This is a genomic window from Vibrio sp. T3Y01 (assembly GCF_013114525.1).
GTDB classification, from domain to species: domain Bacteria; phylum Pseudomonadota; class Gammaproteobacteria; order Enterobacterales; family Vibrionaceae; genus Vibrio; species Vibrio chagasii_B.
The window spans coordinates 257,842-276,824 of sequence record NZ_VTXJ01000007.1; the positions used below are offsets into that span (position 1 = coordinate 257,842).

The following is an 18,983-nucleotide window of genomic DNA, read 5'->3' on the forward strand; positions in this document are numbered from 1 at the left end:
TTTATTCTTATTATTACGGAAAGGAATGAGGTGGAAAAAGTGACACAGTTACTGATTCAGGAAATCCAAGCCAATCAATAAATCCCTCTAATCTTCGCGGATCTGTATGAGTCTTTGTATATCCGGAAGAAAGCGGCTGTAGCCCAGGAGCAAATGCACGAATCACATAGAAGCCGAGATCACGAATGTCAGGAGATGTCAAATCAACTAATAGCGGATCAAAACCAATACTAGAAAGTCTTTCTGCAATAATACCCACCTGATCTTTTATTGGTAAATCACTTGTACAAAGTGGCATCCAATCTTCAGGAAATTTGTCAATCTCGACCATATCTTGATTGAACCATTTATATTTTTCGCTACGTTCAGGCTCTAGATACCATGCTACATGGTCTCTAAAGTCATCAATTAAATCTGGAGCTTCAATTGTTGTATTTAAACGTTTCATATCAAGACACCAATTGTATGTATGAAATGCTTCGATCATCGCTTTTTGTAGAGCTTTTTGAGGATTTAAGTTGCAAGAAGCACCTGAAGCTATACCTCCACCCGGGACTGAGATCACACAAACTATAACTGGTGTCTTAAGATCTGTTCGTAATGCTAAGACTTTATAAGTTACTTTTAATCGATTTAATTCTTCTGCAAAGTCTGTTGGTAGACACTTTCGTACAAATTCTTTCGACAAAGACAATGGAGGTATTCCGGTTAGCCAATAACAAGAATATGCATCTCGTTCTATCAATTCGCAGAATCCAGATAATGCTGCGTCATAATATGTAGAATGGCTAGCTAATCCCGTACTATATGTACGATCTAATATGTCGGATTGTCTCGGCGCGTCATACCTCATAAACGCAAGAAAGGCAGGAACATAGCTCGAAGCACCAGTCAAGATGTTTTTTGCTTCTGTCCAGTTACGTTCAATATTAGGGTCTGGTTTTGGATAATTTACGTAACCATTTATATAACTGATTTCAGAAAAATGTATCATCTTCTCAAGAAAATCTCTTCCACCAGCCACTTCATCAGCCACCGCCACTGTTTGAGGTAAATGGTCGTATATTCCTGAATTATAACGTTCAATAGCCTCCCCTATAGTCGACCACATAGCTTCTGAGCGAGTTAGTCCAGCTCCGGATGCTTGACGGGAAATTGCTGGGAACCTGTTTCGTAACTTTTTTTTGTCCAATACTACTGGGTCAGAATATTCAGCCATATAAATTTGTATTAGTGGCTCACAATATTGAGGAGGGGCCTCATAAATACATGAAATAATGCCAGATTCAAAATCAACAAGTTTTTTTAAGGTATCTTCCAATATCGTCATGCCATATCCCTTATCGCTCGTTTTGGGCGTTCAACATCACTACAGGTAGAACAGAATGGATTTCGTACGACAAATTTTTTAGAATACTCTCCTGTCAATACAGCCCAACTTTCAACATTACTAGGTTCTAATATATTAAACTGGCGAACCTTTGCTAAATTTAAAGTCCTCATAACGATATATGAAGCAAGGTTATTTATAGTTATTCCTAATGGAAGATTTGAAACCGAAATAGGTAACGTTAAATCATATACTTCGGCTTCATCAATAAATTGAGAAGCTGAATTAATACGATCAGCGAAACAATTAAAACAAGCTGATTCGTTTAAAATAGAAAATGGACCCAGTCTAAGAGTTCCACCATCAAACCAAAAAGCTACTTTTAACAATGAGTCTGGCGAATTTTTCCAAAGAGACTTAATACTTGAAATATCATCAGAATCGCAACAGATAAAAGTAATATCAGGATTATCTTGAGATTCCTCCATGTTAGAAACTCTTTTGATAGAGTTTTTAACAATATCTGCAAGTTCACCTGAGCCAAATACTCCAACATTTTTTATGATTAGACTATCAATAACATCCTTTTTCAACTCTAAAGTACGGAGATCTTCATTAGCTAACAACGAATCAAACGTGTTATTTATTCCCATACGTTCAGCATGTATCACACCTAAAGATAATAGATCATTAAATATATCTTCCACATCTTCTGATTCGACACCATATTCAGTGATTTTAGTCAACCAGTCTTCATAAGACATTATACTGTCCGTCATAACGATCGACTGAATTATATTTGAGCTAAATTCAATTGTGACATTATTATAGTCAGGGTAACGGAATTGTACTTTTTCATTATTAATCACACTGATTTTTAATGTTTTATTTACTAAGTATTTATTATTCATTTTTAATCTATACTAAAATAATTATTAAAACTCTGTTTACCATTAATTTACTTAATTAGAAGTAGTGATTAATTTTTTGTTACAGAGCTAGATATTTGGCTAAAATTACAGCTCTCGCTGTAATTTTATAATTGGCACTAATCTACAGGTAAACTTGTAGTTTTCTGTATCAACAGAATAAATAGGTATAACTTCTACCCCCCACAAGAGCAAGAGGAGCTTGTTGTAGTACAAGTACGTCCAGCCGACACAGCTAACCCAATAGGAGACTTCATTCGAATTCGATCTGAGCTTGAATAAAACTTCATTTTTTTCATGCACTTAATTACCATTACTAATCAAAATTGGCCCTCACCTTATTAGAATTGCGGCAAGGTATGAAGCTAGTAGCTTATTATTTGTGATGGTGATCTACAATTGCATTCATAACACCAATAAGAACTGCACTCGGCATTGATATTGTCTCGGGCTTTGATGTTGCCTAGTTCAGTGGAATTAAACCAGAAGAGCTAGCTGACGATGAAGCTCACAACAAAAAGATGCGATCACAGGCCGCGTCACTTAGATTATTGAGCAAGACCTTGCCGATGAGCCTTACGCGCAAGAGTACCTCTCGAAGCTACTTAACTAAGCGATTCATCAAGCCAAAGAGATGTTTGATGCGCCTGTAAAGCAATACCTACTGTTTGCTGATTTCGAAGAGCAAGTGAAAGAATGCAAATTCGATGGTATACCGACAGATCGCTTTGCGGAGCTATACCCGTGATCATTGAAGATGCTTGATTTTTAGTAAAATCAGGATCATGCTACGAACTATGAAAATTACACTGACTTCTCAACAGAAATTACAACTCGAACAAATGCACGACATTGAGCGGGATAGTCGAGTTTACGAGCGTATTAAGGCTGTTTTGCTGGCTTCTGAAGGCTGGACTTAGACTATGATTTCACAAGCTCTTCGTATTCATGAATCGACCGTTGTACGCCACCTTAGTGACTACGTTCTTTCTGAAAAACTTAAGCTTGAAAATGGCGGAAGTCAAACCAAGCTTTCTGCTCCTCAAACCATGTACCTAATCGAGCATTTGACGGAGAAAACCTATTCTCATACTCATCAAATTGTCGCCTACGTTAAAGACACATTTGGACTTTATTATACCGTCTCTGGTATGAATAAATGGCTTCACCACAATGGTTTTAGCTACAAGAAACCGAAAGGCGTACCACACAAGTTTGATGAAGCGAAACAGCAAGCATTCATAGCGGCTTATGAAGCGCTAAAGGCAAGCTGTGGCAAGGATGAATCGATAGTTTTTATGGACGCAGTTCACCCAACACTATCAACAAAAATATCTCATGGCTGGATACGAACTGGTCAGGATAAAGTGATTGAAACAACGGGTAATCGCAGTAGGTTGAACATTATTGGCGTACTAAACCTATCGGATATTGGTGCCACCATCGTTCACGATTACGAAAGTATTAACAGTGAAACGATAGTTCACTTTTTCTGTTAGTTAAGAGAGAGTTATCCGTTAGCCCATAAGCTTCATATCGTCTTAGATGATGCGGGATATCACCGCTGTGATTTAGTCAGAAATGCGGCGTTTGTCCTGAATATTGAACTGCATTATCTTCCACCTTACAGCCCAAACCTCAACCCAATAGAGCGGCTATGGAAAGTAATGAATGAGAAGTCGAGGAACAACGTTTACTTCAAAAGCAAACGGGATTTTAAGGCGGCAATAGACCAATTTTTTACTGTGACTCTTCCAGAGATCGCAGGCTCTTTGGTATCCCGAATTAATGATAATTTTCAAGTTCTCAAGCCTGCATCTTCAAGTTGAACGGGTATAGATCCTAAAATACAACCGTACATAAAGGCATTCTATTGTCTATTCCCTCATCATTTAGGGGATAATGTTTTGCCAGAAGATCAAAGCTTCAGTTATGCGTTACAAATCGACGAGATCGTTACCGCCACTTTTGCTGAGTTTTCAATTAATCCTCAAGAAATAGAGAATCAGATCCGACGTAAGTTAATCCCTGTGTTGTTCAAAGCGATAGGCATGGATAATACGCACACTCACAGGATCTACACTTACAACAATCAGAAATACCTTTTTAAGGGGCGTGTTAATTACAGAGAATGGTTGGCCATATATTGATGTGTCTCAATTAAAGCATTTGTTGAGAACATCAAACTCAGGAGCCGCCCCTCCCCTTTGGCAGAATGGAATCGATGGATTGGTGCCACCATCTCTACCTTATACGTTGAAAAAAAATCTACATTACTGGTTCCGATTTTATTAGCTTGTTAGATGCCAGAATTAGATTATCCACTGGTCATACCCAACTATATCTTAGATATGCAAGAGACATCTACGATTCGATTTTAAATAGCAAACCTATCCAAGACCAAATACCTCTTTCAACAGTAGAGTGAGTATGGCTCGCAACGCACTAAAAAGAAAACAAATTGACTATAATCAACCTACATATTGCGAGTTCACAGGAACGTACTTTGATGACTATCGTTGTGTGGAGTTTGCACATATTGATAGTGTCGCTACAGCACCTTTGCGCGCAAACGATATACACAATGGTGTGATCATCTTAAAAGAAATACATACTAAATTGACTAGACGTTTTATCCACGATTTTGAACGTATGTATGATTTCTGCGAAGAAATGGGCTATGACACCGATTGGGCGGATGAATTCGTGTAATCTCCATTATAGTTAGTTCAAGGCTGTGCTCTCAGCCTCATTAAGATTCCAATAATTTTGAGTAAACGAGTTTTAAAATACCAACACCAAGTCGCTTTTGTCCCAAAGCGCCGCATAGCCACAATCTAAAAATACACTTTTTGTGCATAAATAATAAAATCACAACATGAAAAACATTTGGGCAAATTACGGACGATTGAAAACGCTAATTTGCTCGATAAAGCTAATAATGGGGCAAAGACTTGTTAGCTAATGGCTTGAACATTTTGCTCCAGTCAGCAATGTTCTGGACAATTCCGAGTTACGACCCATACGCCACTTCTACTTTTTGTCATACTTCTAGTATCGAAACCATGCTGCCAGCCATACATATGGCTGGCCAAAAGCGCTCATCCACTACACTCCTCGTATCGAATGAAAACTTTGTACAGTTGTCATCTAAAATGATGTCGTCAAAGTTTCTTTTTCCATAACCATCCCTCACTTAAAGTTTAGTCAGTATGCATCTTTCTAAATGCACACTGGTAAATCAAATGTAACCATATGATTTATAAACTAAGTGTTCATAAAATTAGGGGTTTAAATTTGCTAGGCCTGAACTTCAATATGGTTCAAGTGTACGTGTTCCTAGCTATCATGGCGCAAATCACGGGTAAAAAAGCGGGTGTGGCTTACCACAAGCTAGTTAACGCTCATATCTATGAAGATCAACTGGCGCCAATGCGTGATATTCAGCTAAAGCGTGAGCCTCTAGCTGGCCCTACATTCCACATCAACCCAGAGATTAAGTCTCTAGAGGATTTAGAAACTTGGGTAACAATGGATGACTTCTGGGTTGAAGGTTACGAGTGCCACGAAGCGATTAGGTACCCATTCTCGGTTTAATCGTATCCGTTTGTTTGATTGAAAGGCTGCCACTGTGCAGCCTTTTTTATTTGTGATACTTGGCTTGCTTACTATTTATAAAACCAATAATCTTGTGGGGTCTTTTCTAACTACAGAACTACTATGACTCGCTCGCATTGCTTTGTATTGCAACACGATTTTCCTATTGCTTTCTACCCTGATAAAAATCAGTTAGTGGTGGATAGCGAAGCGATTCATTTAGAGCCTTTGCAAGCTAAATTGCTGAGTTATTTCATCGAAAATCGCGGGCAAGTGGTTAGCACTCGGCAGATAGCCGCGGATGTGTGGCAAAGAACTCAAGTGTCTGACAACTTGGTCAGACAGGTCATCAGCTTGCTGCGCAGTCAGCTTCAGGATAAATCACGTCCGTATCGGATTATTCAGACCATTCCTAAGCAAGGTTACCTGTTCGATGTTGAGGTGACTCAGTCGAGCGTCGAACCAACTCCCGTTGAGGGCGTCTCTCAACCTGAATCTACCCCTTTTGTTGCTAAGTCGAAAAAGAAAACCATCGCCCTGATTACAACCGCAGTATTCTCTGTTGGCTTAATAGCAACTTGGGCGTGGCAAACCGATGTCCCAACCAGTGGCACTGCTGTTGTTTCTGCTCACCAAAGTGATGTGATTCCTGTTTATATCCATGACATAACCCTAGATTCTTCGAACGATTATGAGATGTCAGAAAGCGTCTATAACTATCTTTTCTATGGGCTGAACTCAGCTAAAAAACTATCGGGTTACCACTTTTCTCAGCTATCGAAACAGGGGAAGCAATCACTGGCTAATAATGGTGTCGAGCTCAAAGGTTGGCTTAAGCAAGAGGGGGGTGACTATGTGTTGAGCGTGCTTGTACAAAACAATCGCCAACCGAATCAAAGTCAGAAGGTGGAAAAGACCTTTAGCCAAGATAACTTCTTCGATGCCATTGGGGATGTGATTCTAGAGATCAAAGCCATTATTGCTCCTATGAGCTCAGAATACGGCGTAGCGAGTCATCGCGTGACCTCTATTGATAACTACGATGATTGGAGTGTTATCTCTGAGGGGATATCGTTGTTCTACCAAGGTAAAGGTGGTCAGCCATTTGAGGAAATAGCACTTCAGTTGGATACGATTCAACAACAAGGGCGAGATAATTATCTGGTCAATGCCTTGCTGTCGTATTCGGAATCTTTGGCTTATTTGCAAAGCCATGAGCAAGAAGATCGCGAACATGCGCTACAACTGGCAAAGCAAGCCTTCGAGATGAACCCGCGTTGTGATATCGCGAATCTAACCCTGGGTCTTGCACTGTTAATCAACCAACATGCCAACCAAGCTTTCCCTTACCTTTTTTATGCAGCCGAAAGCACACCGAGCCCAATCAGTTTTTATCTACTAAGTGTCGCTGACAAGCTGTCGGACAACCCAAAAGGTTCGCAATACAACTATCAACGCTACACCGAAGTGAAAAAAGAGCATAACGGTCAACTGTTTGATCTTATTGAATCTTTATAAAAAACAAACTTTTTCTAAATGCCTAAACTCCCACTTATGTGAAGGTGTGAGGGAGCGCTGGTGGCATGGGAGTTAGGTTGGTTTTCCCAGTCCTAATGGGCTTCTTAACATGTTTGTTTATTGTTTGTAGTCAGCCTTGATTGCCTTGCATCAAGTGTAAACACGCCGACTTCCACATACTGGTCCTCAAATCATTCATTATTTGGGGTACACACATGTTGAAGAAATTTGCTTTTCAGATCATACCGATTCAGATCTTTTTATTCGTCTTTTGGTTCAAAAATGGCTTTATCGATAAAGTGATGGGCGTGTTACTTGGCTTTGTTACACCTGATACCGCTTATGCAGGTGATACCTGGGCTGGTTGGAAAGGTTATATTGTTGGCACTTGGGATAAGAGCCAAGTCGGTCATGTTTTACTTAGCCCAACGTTCGACTTTATGTTTCCGATTCTAATTGCGTTGCAATGCGTTCCATTTTTACTGGTTATTCGCTCGGTGTTTGCCGGTGAGTTCATGGTCGGTAAAGAGCGTCCGTGGTTACTTTATGCTGCTTTCTCTTCCCTGTTTGTGACTGCTTGTATGGCGTTTACTCAAACCATCACTGGCGCGAGTGACGGACAGTATTTATGGCAATTTATCGGCTTTGGCATGGTTGCGATCATGTACCTGCGTAATGAGCAGGGTAAGTAAGCGTTTTTTAGATGCGAGTAAACGGGATTCGAGATGCGAAGAGCTAAGAGTAGAAATGAGTAAATGAGATTAGGAATACGAAAAACATACCTAGGTTTGAGTCGGCGATATACCAAGTACGACTATCACAGTTCATGTTTTTCGTTACTCGCTTACCCGTATCTCTAACCTGCTTCTGACTCTTCGTTACTCGTTTACTCGAATCCCGCATCTTTTTTTGTTTCCCGCATCTGCTCTTATAAAAGAAAAAGCCCGCAACCTGAACTGACCCCCAATAGTTGGACACCAATTATTGGGGGTCTTTTTATGTCCAAATATAGCCGAGAGCTAAAATGTATCATTGCTAAGCAATATTTAGATGGCACGTCATCTCGCTACTTAGCAAAACAATATTCAATCCCTTCAAGACAGATACGGTATTGGGCTCAAGTCTTTGCCATCCATGGTACTGATTCATTTTTACCAACTAAGCATGCTGCTTCTGCTCAGACAAAGCGAAAAGCATTGAATTTAATGTGGACGAATGAATGGTCTCTCACGCACACTAGCGCAGTATTAAACCTCTCATCCCCTGGGATACTCTCTGTCTGGCTCAAAAGATTTAATGAGCTCGGTATCAAAGGGCTCAAAATGCGCCAGAAAGGAAGACCCTCAATGAAACAGCACCCTCAACGTACGACTAAGCCTGATGATGAAATGACACTTGAGGAGCTAAAAGAGGAATTGGTCTACTTGCGAACCGAGAATGCCGTTCTAAAAAAGTTGGAAGAGTTGGAGCAGGAAAAAAACCGTCGAACAAAGAAAAAGCGGTCATAGCTCTAACTCTTAAAAGCAAGTACCCGTTAAAGCACTTACTGCACACTCTACAGCTAGCAAAAAGTGTCTTTTATTACCAGGCTCAAACGAGCAAGCGCCCAAATAGCTACGAACGTGAGCTGCGGTTGATAAAGTCAATTTATCATGAGCATAAGGGACGATACGGCTACCGCCGTATTCACTTGGAACTAAAAAATCAGGGGTTCATGCTTAATCACAAAACGGTTCAAAGGCTTATGGCTCAGCTCAACCTTAAATCGACGGTCAGGATTAAAAAGTATCGTTCATATCGAGGAGAGTCTGGAACAGCAGCTCCTAACGTGCTTGAAAGAGATTTTAGTGCGACTCAACCCGATGAAAAATGGGTAACTGATGTCACGGAGTTCAAAGTAAAAGAGCAGAAAGTATACTTGTCTCCCGTTGTCGACTTGTTTACTCAGGAGGTGGTTGCTTATAGAGTGGCCAAAAATGCCTGCTTGCCGCTTGTCACGGATATGCTGACGGAAGCCATATCAAAGCTTAAACCCAACTCAAAGCCAATTATACATAGCGATCAAGGTTGGCAATATCGCCATCGACAGTATCAAAAAAAAGTAGCGGAGAGTGGGTTAACACAAAGCATGTCGAGAAAAGGTAACTGCTTGGATAATGCGGTTGCTGAAAACTTTTTTGCTTTACTCAAAACAGAGATGTATCACAACCAAAGCTTTGAAGATGCAGATGCTCTGATAGAGCAAATTAAAGAATACATCGAGTACTACAATACCAAACGTATAAAAGTGAAACTAAAAGGCCTGACTCCGATAGAATATCGAACTCAGGCCTTGAAAGCCGCTTAACAGAAATGTCCAACTTTACGGGGTCACTTCAACCTAGGTTGCGGGCTTTGCTATAAGCGATGTGTATTTTGCTATTAAGCAGTCAGAGACAAGATTGTGCCTGGCAGTACAAGGAATACCGCAACAAGGTAACCGGCAACAACAGCTTTGTTCTTCACAGCCATGTCTGAAATCATGTCTGCTGCTTTAACTGGTAGCTCACGTAGGAACGGGATACCGAAGATGAATACCGTTGCCATGATGTTGAACACCAAGTGTACTAGAGCAATCTGTAGTGCGAATACTGCGAACTCACCAGATACTGCTGTTGCTGCTAGCAGAGCGGTAATACATGTACCGATGTTTGCGCCTAGAGTGAATGGGTAAACATCACGTACTTTAAGAACACCTGAGCCTACTAGTGGAACCATCAAGCTTGTCGTCGTTGAAGAAGACTGAACAAGGATAGTAACGATAGAGCCAGAAGCGATACCGTGGATTGGACCACGACCGATTGCGTTCTTCAGAATCTCACGAGCACGACCAACCATTAGGCTCTTCATCAGCTTACCCATAACTGTGATAGCTACGAAGATAGTTGCGATACCTAGAGCGATAAGCATGATGCCGCCAACCGTGTCGCCAAATGTTGATAGAGGCTCTTTAATTGCGCTCACTACTGGTTTAGTGATTGGTTTGATGAAGTTAAGACCCTTCATGCTCATATCACCTGTTGCTAGCATCGGAGATACCAACCAGTGAGAAATCTTCTCTAGAATACCAAACGCCATCTCTAGCGGTAGGAAGATAGCTACAGCCAATAGGTTAAAGAAGTCGTGAATCGTCGCACTTGCGAATGCGCGTTTGAACTCTTCTTTACAACGAACGTGACCAAGGCTAACTAGCGTATTGGTTACCGTAGTACCAATGTTTGCACCCATGATCATAGGGATTGCTAGCTCAACAGGTAAACCACCTGCCACAAGGCCAACGATAATTGAAGTAACTGTACTTGATGATTGAATAAGTGCGGTTGCAACTAAACCAATCATTAAGCCTGCAACTGGGTGTGAAGCAAATTCAAAAAGAACTTTTGCTTGTTCGCCTGTTGCCCATTTGAAGCCTGTACCAACCATTGAAACTGAAAGTAATAGTAGGTAAAGCATGAATGCCAAGTTAGCCCAGCGTAGCCAACGAGTTGTGCTCGAAATAGGCGCTGCTGCAGTAGTAGCTTGGTTCATAATGTTTTCTCCATAGGACCGTTTAAGTCTGTGTTTGGTCTGTTTGTTTAATCTGAGCGTGATGTTAGAGGTGAAATATTTCAGTAATATTACATTTTGATTGAGGCGAGACTTTTTTGTGATGATTTACTGTTTAAATATTCTGACAGTAAATGTGGTTGTTTTAAGTTATTGTTTTTGAATGTTTTTATTGCTGGTTTTGATGGGTGATATAGATCTTAAAAGTTAGAAAAAAATTGAGAAAATTCGTCCTAATATTACATTATGAAATCAAACACTTCGAAAAAATTAGTGGTTAAATGGTTTTGTGATTGGTTTTTCCGAGTTTGTTGAGCGGAGGTGTCATATTTGATATAAAAAGGAATCGACTCTCTTATTTACGGCACACCTATGTCGCACCTCAACTATAACCATCTTTATTACTTCTGGATGGTCTGTAAGCAAGGCTCTGTTACTAAAGCAGCAGAAGCTCTATTTCTCACACCTCAAACGGTAACTGGCCAGATAAAAGCATTAGAAGAGCGAATGGACGGCAAGCTGACTAAGCGTAATGGTCGCAGTGTTGAACCAACAGAGCTTGGGCAGTTGGTGTTCAAATACGCGGATCGTATGTTTGGTTTGAGCTACGAAATGCTCGACATCGTGAACTACAGTCAGCACTCAAATATTCTGTTTGATGTCGGTGTTGCGGATGCGCTGTCAAAAAGGCTCGTTAGCAAGATCCTGATGTCGACAATTCCAGAAGACAACAGTATCCACCTTCGCTGTTTTGAATCGACTCACGAAATGCTGCTTGAACAGCTCTCTCAACATAAGCTCGATATGATCTTGTCTGACTGCCCTGTGGACTCTAGCCAAAGCCCAGGCTTATTCAGCAAGAAGTTGGGTGAGAGCGGTATGAGCTTTTTCAGCTCGGGTGAAGTGAAAGGGGTTAATTTCCCTGCTGTACTAGAACAAAGGAAGTTGCTGATCCCGGGCAGTCGAACCTCAATGGGGCGCAAGATACTGCAATGGTTTGACCGCCAAGGTCTTAAACCAGATATTTTGGGAGAGTTTGATGACGCGGCATTGATGAAAGCGTTCGCTCGCTATCACCATGACGCGATTTTCTTAGCGCCAACGCTTTATATGTCAGAAGTAGAACAAGACACTTCATTGCAGCTATTAGGTGGTATTGAAGAGTTAAAAGAGGAGTACTACGTCATTTTTGCTGAGAGGATGATCCAGCATCCAGCAGTAAAAAATGTATGTGACGCAGATTTTAGCAAATTGTTCGAATGAGGTAGTTTGTTAATGAATTGATATCGACTATGATAACTCCGCAATATGCCGTAAATACTGATAGCCCGTAGTTGGCGTAAAGGTTGTAGGGAGCCAAACTATGAACTTAAAAGAGATGGAGAAGAACTCAGCACAAGCTGTGATTCTACTCAAAGCCATGGCCAACGAACGTCGCTTACAGATTTTGTGCCTTTTACATGGTACTGAGCTGTCGGTTGGGGAGTTGTGTGGCAAGTTGGAACTGAGTCAATCGGCTTTATCTCAACACCTTGCTTGGTTGAGAAGAGATGGTTTGGTCGATACTCGCAAAGAAGCTCAAACCGTGTATTACACATTGAGCAGTGAAGAAGTAAAAGCAATGATTAATCTACTGCATGGTCTATATTGCAAGTAGTTTATTGTTGGTAAGAAAAGTAGTTTCTTATCAGGAATAAGGTCGACACAAGGAAGTGTCAGTATTTCACGTCGAACGTTTATCGCTGTCTATTCACTATCTATTTATCTACAACCTATCTATTTAACTCCTATCTGTTTTATTTACTATTCGTAACTTGGTTTGTTAGTCACCTTTAACTACTGCCTGTCAGTCGTTTAATTGGGCTGCTCAAAATTTAGATATAAAAAAACCGGCCTAAGCCGGTTTTTTTCGTTTTGCGTTGTAATCAAATTTCTATTAAAGAGCTTTGATTGCAGCAGCGAAACGAGACTTATGACGTGCAGCTTTATTCTTATGAATAAGGCCTTTAGTCGCCATACGGTCAAGAAGTGGTGTAACTTCTACAAGAGCAGCAGTTGCAGCTTCTTTATCACCAGCTGCGATAGCTGCGATAGTCTTTTTCATGTAAGTGCGCATCATAGAACGACGGCTAGCGTTGTGCTGGCGACGTTTCTCAGCTTGGATAGCGCGCTTCTTAGCAGATTTACTGTTTGCCAAGGGTCTAACTCCCAAAAACTTAGTTCGGTGACAATTTAAGGGCGAGGACTATCCCTCATTAGCGCTTAATTGTCAAATGATTTGTGCAAAAACCAATCGTAGCCAAACAAACTTTGGTATGGAAAGGTCATCGCGGTTAAGATGGCGGGGATTCTAACAGCATTTTTAGACCAATGCTAATAAATATGCTTCTTAGGACAGGATAGTATTTATCCTCCCTTGAAAGTAATCAACCAGTGTCAGAGGTTTCTGTGAGTAAACGACTATTAAAGTCAGGCCTGATTGTCAGTGCAATGACTTTTGTTTCCCGTGTATTGGGGCTAGTACGTGATGTAGTAGTAGCAAATTTGATGGGAGCAGGAGCGAGTGCCGACGTATTTTTCTTCGCTAATAAAATCCCGAATTTCTTACGTCGACTGTTTGCAGAAGGTGCCTTTTCTCAAGCGTTTGTTCCAGTATTAACGGAATATCACGCGGCTGGTGATAAAGAGAAAACCCGAGATTTAATCGCTAAGGTGTCAGGTACGCTCGGGGTATTAGTGTCTATTGTTACCGTTATCGGTGTGCTGGGCTCTGGAGCAATTACCGCGCTGTTTGGTGCGGGTTGGTTTATCGACTGGCTAAATGATGGCCCAGCGGCGCCTAAGTTCGAACTCGCGAGCTTTATGCTCAAGATTACCTTCCCTTATTTATGGTTCATCACTTTTGTCGCGTTATCTGGTGCCATTCTCAATACACTGGGTAAGTTTGCGGTCTCCTCTTTTACCCCTGTGTTTTTGAATGTCATGATCATCGGTGCAGCGTGGTTTATCTCTCCGAACTTAGAACAGCCAGAAATCGGCTTGGCGATCGGTGTGTTTCTTGGTGGCTTAGTTCAGTTCCTTTTCCAGATGCCTTTCCTTATTAAAGCAGGTGTGTTGGTTAAGCCGAAGTGGGGCTGGAGAGATCCGGGCGTCGTTAAGATTCGCACATTAATGATTCCAGCTCTGTTTGGTGTGTCAGTTAGCCAAATCAACCTACTGTTTGATACCTTCATTGCCAGCTTCCTAGCGACAGGCTCTATTAGTTGGTTGTACTACTCAGATCGATTGCTTGAATTCCCACTGGGTCTATTTGGTATTGCGATTGCGACTGTGATTCTTCCTGCTTTGTCTCGTAAGCACGTTGATGCTCAAGGAGAAGGGTTTGCACATACCATGGACTGGGGCGTGCGTATGGTGCTACTGCTTGGCATTCCTGCCATGCTGGGGCTTATTGTTTTAGCGAAACCAATGCTGATGGTGCTATTCATGCGTGGTGAGTTCTCTCCACACGACGTGCAACAAGCATCGATGTCTTTAGTGGCGTACGCATCTGGCTTGCTTAACTTCATGTTGATTAAAGTGTTAGCTCCGGGTTATTACTCTCGTCAAGATACGAAAACCCCAGTGAAGTACGGCATTATCGCAATGGTCACGAACATGGTATTCAACGCTATCTTTGCTTATTTCTATGGCTATATAGGTTTGGCAATTGCAACCGCTCTGTCAGCCTTTGTGAATATGGCCTTGTTATATCGCGGTTTACATCTTGCTGGTGTCTATAAGCTGACAAAGACCACTTTACTGTTCTGCGCGAAGCTTGTTGTCTCAGGCGGCGTGATGGTCGCGGCAATTCTGTGGCAGTTAGATAATATGCAACAATGGCTTGAATGGAGCTTTAGTCAGAGAGCGCTGATGCTAACAGGCTTGATTGGACTTGGTGGCTTTGTTTATATTGTTTCGGTACTGGTTTTAGGTATCCGAGTAAAACATTTAAAAGCAGCGACAGATTAATACTGATTAGTATATAATCCGTCGGTTTCACACAATGAATGATGCAAATAACAGGTTTTAGCTGATCATAATGGAACTGATCCGAGGTATACACAATATTAAAGCGCAGCATCACGGCTGTGTCTTGACCATAGGTAACTTCGATGGTGTTCATCTAGGACATCAAGAGGTTCTTAGCCAGGTTTCTGAACAAGCGGCAGCATTAGGTTTACCTTCTGTTGTTATGACGTTTGAACCGCAGCCTATGGAGCTGTTTGCCCGAGATAGAGCGCCAGCACGTTTGACTCGCTTACGCGATAAGTACGTTCAACTGAGAAAGCTAGAGATCAGTCGTTTATTGTGTGTCAATTTTAATCAGTACTTTGCAAGTTTATCGGCGGAAGCATTCATTAAAGATCTTTTGGTTGATAAGCTTGGCGTGAAGTTTTTGGTGGTTGGTGATGACTTTTGTTTTGGCAAAGGCCGCACTGGCAATTTCGCTATGCTTAAAGAAGCGGGTGAAAAGTATGGCTTTGAGGTGGTAAGCACACAAAGTTATTGCTTAAATCAATTACGTGTCAGCAGTACTGAGATACGAAATGCATTAGCGGTCGATGACTTGGCTGCAAGTGCTACCATGTTAGGACGTGATTACAGCATTAGTGGTCGTGTGTCCCATGGTCGAAAACTGGGGAGAACCATAGGTTTCCCTACCGCTAACATTCCATTAAAGCGTTGTGTATCTCCTGTGTCGGGAGTGTACGTTGTCGAAGCATTGGATATCGATGGGGTTCCTGTCGGTGGCGTTGCTAATATTGGACAACGACCAACGGTGAATGGTGTAAGGCAGCAATTAGAAGTGCACTTTTTTGACTTTAAAGCCAATTTGTATGGTAAACAGTTAGAAGTACGACTTTTGCACAAACTGCGCGACGAGATAAAATTTGAATCGTTCGACGCATTAAAGAATCAAATAGAATTGGATGCTGAAGCCGCAAGGGTGTGGCTGCTTCAGCTAAAGAATTAATCGGATGATTCCACCGATTAACATAATGTCTAACTTCGCCCAATATAACGGAATTAAGAATCGATGAGTGATTATAAAGATACCCTGAACTTACCAGAAACAGGGTTCCCAATGCGCGGCAATCTGGCAAATCGTGAGCCAGAAATGCTTAAGCGTTGGTACAAAGAAGATCTTTACGGCGAAATCCGTAAGGCAAAGAAAGGTAAAAAATCTTTCGTACTGCATGATGGCCCTCCATACGCGAACGGCGACATTCACATTGGCCACGCGCTGAATAAGATTCTTAAAGACATTATTATTAAATCTAAGACCCTTTCTGGTTTTGATGCACCGTACATCCCTGGTTGGGACTGTCACGGTCTTCCAATCGAACTAATGGTTGAGAAGAAGAAAGGTAAGCCAGGTCAGAAGATTTCGGCTGCTGAATTCCGCGAAGAGTGTCGTAAGTACGCTGCGGGCCAGGTTGAAGGTCAAAAAGAGAGCTTCAAACGTCTTGGTATCATGGGCGAGTGGGACAAACCTTACCGCACTATGGATTTCGGCACAGAAGCGAACATCATTCGTTCTCTAGGCAAAATCGCAGACAAAGGTCACCTACTGAAAGGTTTCAAACCTGTTCACTGGTGTACTGACTGTGGTTCTGCTCTGGCTGAAGCTGAAGTTGAATACAAAGATAAAGTATCTCCATCTATCGATGTGAAATTTACTGCAGCTGACGAAGCGGCGCTTCTAGAGAAATTCTCTCTAGCTGACGGCCACGCTGGTCAAGGCGAAATCTCTATCGTTATCTGGACAACAACACCATGGACTCTGCCTGCTAACCGAGCGGTATGTCTACGTGATGATCTTGAATACGTGCTTATCCAAGTTGAAGCGAATGGCGACCAGCCAGCTCAACGTATCGTTGTTGCTTCTGAACTAGCAAAAGACGTAATGGATCGTGCAGGCATCGAGCATTTCCATAACCTAGGCTTTGCAACTGGTGCTGATCTTGAGCTTTCTCAGTTCAACCACCCGTTCTACGACTTCACTGTTCCTGCGATCCTAGGTGATCACGTTACGACGGATTCAGGTACTGGTGTGGTTCACACTGCTCCTGGTCACGGTCAAGAGGATTTCGTGGTTGGTAAGAAGTACAACCTAGAAATCGCTAACCCAGTAGGCTCTAACGGCGTTTACCTGCCTGATACTGAGCTATTTGCTGGTCAGCATGTATTCAAAGCGAACGACTCTGTTTTAGACGTTCTAAAAGAGAAAGGTGCACTTCTGCATCACCACGCTTACGAGCACAGCTACCCACACTGTTGGAGACACAAAACTCCAATCATCTTCCGTGCAACACCACAGTGGTTCATCTCTATGGATCAAGCTGGCCTACGTGCAAAAGCACTAGAGTCAACGAAGAATGTTGAGTGGATGCCTGAGTGGGGTCAAAGCCGTATCGAAGGTATGATCGAAGGTCGTCCTGAGTGGTGTATCTCTCGTCAACGTACTTGGGGTGTGCCAATTGCTCTCTTCGTTCATAAAGAAACGTCAGAACTTCACCCAGATAGCTCTGAGCTAATCGAAAAAGTAGCGAAGCTAGTTGAAGAGAAAGGCATTCAAGCTTGGTGGGATGTAGACGCAGCTGACCTAATGGGCGCTGAAGACGCAGACAAGTACGAAAAAGTGCTAGATACGCTAGACGTATGGTTCGATTCAGGCGTTACACACTTCTCTGTTGTTGATTCTCGTGAAGAGTACAACGGTAACAGTGCAGATCTTTACCTTGAAGGTTCTGACCAACACCGTGGTTGGTTCCAGTCTTCTCTAATTTCATCTATCGCGATGAAAGACGAAGCACCATACAAGCAAGTGCTAACACACGGCTTCGTAGTAGATGGTAACGGCCGTAAGATGTCTAAATCTATCGGTAACGTTGTTGCTCCTAAAGATGTAACCAACAAACTAGGCGCAGATATCCTACGTCTATGGGTTGCTTCTACAGACTACACGGGTGAAGTAGCGGTTTCTGATGAAATCCTGAAGCGTTCTGCTGATGCTTACCGTCGTATTCGTAACACAGCGCGTTTCTTCCTAGCGAACCTAAGCGGTTTCAACCCTGAAACTGACCTAGTGCCTGCTGAAGAGATGGTTGCACTTGATCGCTGGGCTGTTGGCCGTGCACAAGCTGCACAAGAAGAGATCGTGAAAGCATACGGCGAGTACAACACTCACGGTGTAACTCAGCGTCTAATGCAGTTCTGTTCTATCGAAATGGGTTCTTTCTACCTAGACGTAATCAAAGACCGTCAGTACACAGCAAAACAGGGCAGCCATGCTCAACGTAGCTGTCAGACTGCGCTTTACTACATCGTAGAAGCTCTAGTTCGTTGGATGGCACCTATCATGTCGTTCACTGCAGATGAAATCTGGAACGAGATGCCTGGTCAACGTGACAAGTTCGTATTTACTGGCGAATGGTTCGAAGGTCTGTTCGGTCTTGCTGAAGGCGAAGAGCTAAGCAACGAATTCTGGGCTGAAATCCAAACGGTTCGTGGCGCTGTGAACAAGCTTCTTGAAGACGCTCGTAAAGAGAAAACAATCGGTGGTGCACTACAAGCTGAAGTCACTCTATACGCTGATGACGCACTAGCGGCTAAGATCAACAAGCTAGAAGATGAGCTACGTTTCGTACTTATCACTTCTGCAGCGGTTGTTAAGCCACTGAGCGAGAAGTCTGATGCGGCTCAAGCGACAGACGTTGAAGGTCTATTCGTTGAAGTTGCAGCAACAGAAGCTGAGAAGTGTGACCGTTGTTGGCACCACACACCAGACGTAGGCACTATTGAAGGACACGAGAAGATCTGTGGCCGTTGTGTATCAAACGTTGATGGTGAAGGCGAAGTGCGTAAGTTCGCATAACGACTCAGAGAAAGACTGAACTTTTTGTAAAAATCATAGCCCCAGTATCAACTGGGGTTATTTTTAGTTATAGGAAATGTGTTTAACCAAGCTGATTCTTCAT

The 18,983-nt window shown here is 42.2% G+C and carries 14 protein-coding genes and 3 pseudogenes; 13 read left to right on the forward strand and 4 right to left on the reverse strand.

Annotated features, from left to right (window positions below; translation table 11 throughout):
• Positions 1–13: 13 nt before the first annotated feature.
• Positions 14–1,330 (reverse strand): YcaO-like family protein, encoded by a 1,317-nt coding sequence (locus F0232_RS10210; protein ID WP_171750761.1) that lies wholly within the window; start codon positions 1,328–1,330, stop codon positions 14–16.
• A complete protein-coding gene (locus F0232_RS10215) occupies positions 1,327–2,241 on the reverse strand; it encodes a hypothetical protein (protein WP_171750762.1) in 915 nt (304 codons plus the stop codon). Before F0232_RS10215 ends, F0232_RS10210 begins: the two co-directional genes overlap by 4 nt.
• A gap of 494 nt (positions 2,242–2,735) precedes the next feature.
• Here F0232_RS10215 and F0232_RS24940 point away from each other — a divergent pair.
• The 8 genes and pseudogenes from F0232_RS24940 to F0232_RS10250 all read left to right on the forward strand — a co-directional run.
• Positions 2,736–3,004 (forward strand): annotated as a pseudogene (locus F0232_RS24940) (hypothetical protein); the annotation flags it as partial.
• 178 nt (positions 3,005–3,182) lie between these two features.
• Positions 3,183–4,088: pseudogene (locus F0232_RS10220) on the forward strand (IS630 family transposase).
• Between the two features lie 601 nt (positions 4,089–4,689).
• Positions 4,690–4,971, forward strand: coding sequence for a hypothetical protein (locus F0232_RS10225; RefSeq protein ID WP_171750763.1), 282 nt, complete (start codon positions 4,690–4,692; stop codon positions 4,969–4,971).
• 588 nt (positions 4,972–5,559) lie between these two features.
• A pseudogene (locus F0232_RS10230) lies at positions 5,560–5,856 on the forward strand (thymidylate synthase); the annotation flags it as partial.
• Positions 5,857–5,979: 123 nt separating this feature from the next.
• On the forward strand, positions 5,980–7,374 hold the full coding sequence (locus tag F0232_RS10235) for a winged helix-turn-helix domain-containing protein (RefSeq protein WP_171731955.1): 1,395 nt from the start codon (positions 5,980–5,982) through the stop codon (positions 7,372–7,374).
• 215 nt (positions 7,375–7,589) lie between these two features.
• Positions 7,590–8,066 carry a hypothetical protein gene (locus F0232_RS10240; RefSeq protein WP_061033342.1) on the forward strand — a complete coding sequence of 159 codons (477 nt, stop codon included), beginning with the start codon at positions 7,590–7,592 and terminating at the stop codon, positions 8,064–8,066.
• Between the two features lie 306 nt (positions 8,067–8,372).
• On the forward strand, positions 8,373–8,882 hold the full coding sequence (locus tag F0232_RS10245; protein WP_171750764.1) for a helix-turn-helix domain-containing protein: 510 nt from the start codon (positions 8,373–8,375) through the stop codon (positions 8,880–8,882).
• A complete protein-coding gene (locus tag F0232_RS10250; protein WP_128163909.1) occupies positions 8,879–9,721 on the forward strand; it encodes an IS3 family transposase in 843 nt (280 codons plus the stop codon). Before F0232_RS10245 ends, F0232_RS10250 begins: the two co-directional genes overlap by 4 nt.
• Before the next feature lie 74 nt (positions 9,722–9,795).
• On the opposite strand, the gene F0232_RS10255 is transcribed toward F0232_RS10250, so the two are convergent.
• Complete coding sequence (locus F0232_RS10255; RefSeq protein WP_061033341.1) at positions 9,796–10,941, reverse strand: Na/Pi symporter; 1,146 nt, start codon at positions 10,939–10,941, stop codon at positions 9,796–9,798.
• A gap of 390 nt (positions 10,942–11,331) precedes the next feature.
• Here F0232_RS10255 and nhaR point away from each other — a divergent pair, with 390 nt between their 5' ends.
• Positions 11,332–12,222, forward strand: a complete 891-nt coding sequence (gene nhaR, locus F0232_RS10260; protein ID WP_004739533.1) for a transcriptional activator NhaR — start codon at positions 11,332–11,334, stop codon at positions 12,220–12,222.
• A gap of 100 nt (positions 12,223–12,322) precedes the next feature.
• The gene (locus tag F0232_RS10265) at positions 12,323–12,616 is read left to right on the forward strand and encodes a metalloregulator ArsR/SmtB family transcription factor (RefSeq protein ID WP_004739532.1); all 294 of its coding nucleotides are present in this window, start codon (positions 12,323–12,325) and stop codon (positions 12,614–12,616) included.
• A gap of 279 nt (positions 12,617–12,895) precedes the next feature.
• On the opposite strand, the gene rpsT is transcribed toward F0232_RS10265, so the two are convergent.
• Positions 12,896–13,156, reverse strand: a complete 261-nt coding sequence (gene rpsT / locus F0232_RS10270; protein WP_004739529.1) for a 30S ribosomal protein S20 — start codon at positions 13,154–13,156, stop codon at positions 12,896–12,898.
• Between the two features lie 251 nt (positions 13,157–13,407).
• Between rpsT and murJ the strand changes: the two genes are divergently transcribed.
• The 3 genes from murJ to ileS all read left to right on the forward strand — a co-directional run bounded on the left by murJ (position 13,408) and on the right by ileS (position 18,880).
• Positions 13,408–14,970, forward strand: a complete 1,563-nt coding sequence (murJ, locus tag F0232_RS10275; RefSeq protein ID WP_061033403.1) for a murein biosynthesis integral membrane protein MurJ — start codon at positions 13,408–13,410, stop codon at positions 14,968–14,970.
• A 70-nt stretch (positions 14,971–15,040) separates the two neighbouring features.
• Positions 15,041–15,976 carry a bifunctional riboflavin kinase/FAD synthetase gene (gene ribF / locus F0232_RS10280; protein WP_171731858.1) on the forward strand — a complete coding sequence of 312 codons (936 nt, stop codon included), beginning with the start codon at positions 15,041–15,043 and terminating at the stop codon, positions 15,974–15,976.
• 63 nt (positions 15,977–16,039) lie between these two features.
• Positions 16,040–18,880: an isoleucine--tRNA ligase gene (gene ileS / locus F0232_RS10285; RefSeq protein ID WP_061033338.1), complete on the forward strand. Its 2,841-nt coding sequence runs from the start codon at positions 16,040–16,042 to the stop codon at positions 18,878–18,880.
• Positions 18,881–18,983 lie beyond the last annotated feature (103 nt).

Bases quoted from the DNA above. Each gene is read 5' to 3' on its own strand.
- F0232_RS10210 (WP_171750761.1), bottom strand. From the start codon at position 1,330: ATGACGATATTGGAAGATACCTTAAAAAAACTTGTTGATTTTGAATCT.
- F0232_RS10215 (WP_171750762.1), bottom strand. From the start codon at position 2,241: ATGAATAATAAATACTTAGTAAATAAAACATTAAAAATCAGTGTGATT.
- F0232_RS10225 (WP_171750763.1), top strand. From the start codon at position 4,690: ATGGCTCGCAACGCACTAAAAAGAAAACAAATTGACTATAATCAACCT.
- F0232_RS10235 (WP_171731955.1), top strand. From the start codon at position 5,980: ATGACTCGCTCGCATTGCTTTGTATTGCAACACGATTTTCCTATTGCT.
- F0232_RS10240 (WP_061033342.1), top strand. From the start codon at position 7,590: ATGTTGAAGAAATTTGCTTTTCAGATCATACCGATTCAGATCTTTTTA.
- F0232_RS10245 (WP_171750764.1), top strand. From the start codon at position 8,373: ATGTCCAAATATAGCCGAGAGCTAAAATGTATCATTGCTAAGCAATAT.
- F0232_RS10255 (WP_061033341.1), bottom strand. From the start codon at position 10,941: ATGAACCAAGCTACTACTGCAGCAGCGCCTATTTCGAGCACAACTCGT.
- nhaR (WP_004739533.1), top strand. From the start codon at position 11,332: ATGTCGCACCTCAACTATAACCATCTTTATTACTTCTGGATGGTCTGT.
- F0232_RS10265 (WP_004739532.1), top strand. From the start codon at position 12,323: ATGAACTTAAAAGAGATGGAGAAGAACTCAGCACAAGCTGTGATTCTA.
- ribF (WP_171731858.1), top strand. From the start codon at position 15,041: ATGGAACTGATCCGAGGTATACACAATATTAAAGCGCAGCATCACGGC.
- ileS (WP_061033338.1), top strand. From the start codon at position 16,040: ATGAGTGATTATAAAGATACCCTGAACTTACCAGAAACAGGGTTCCCA.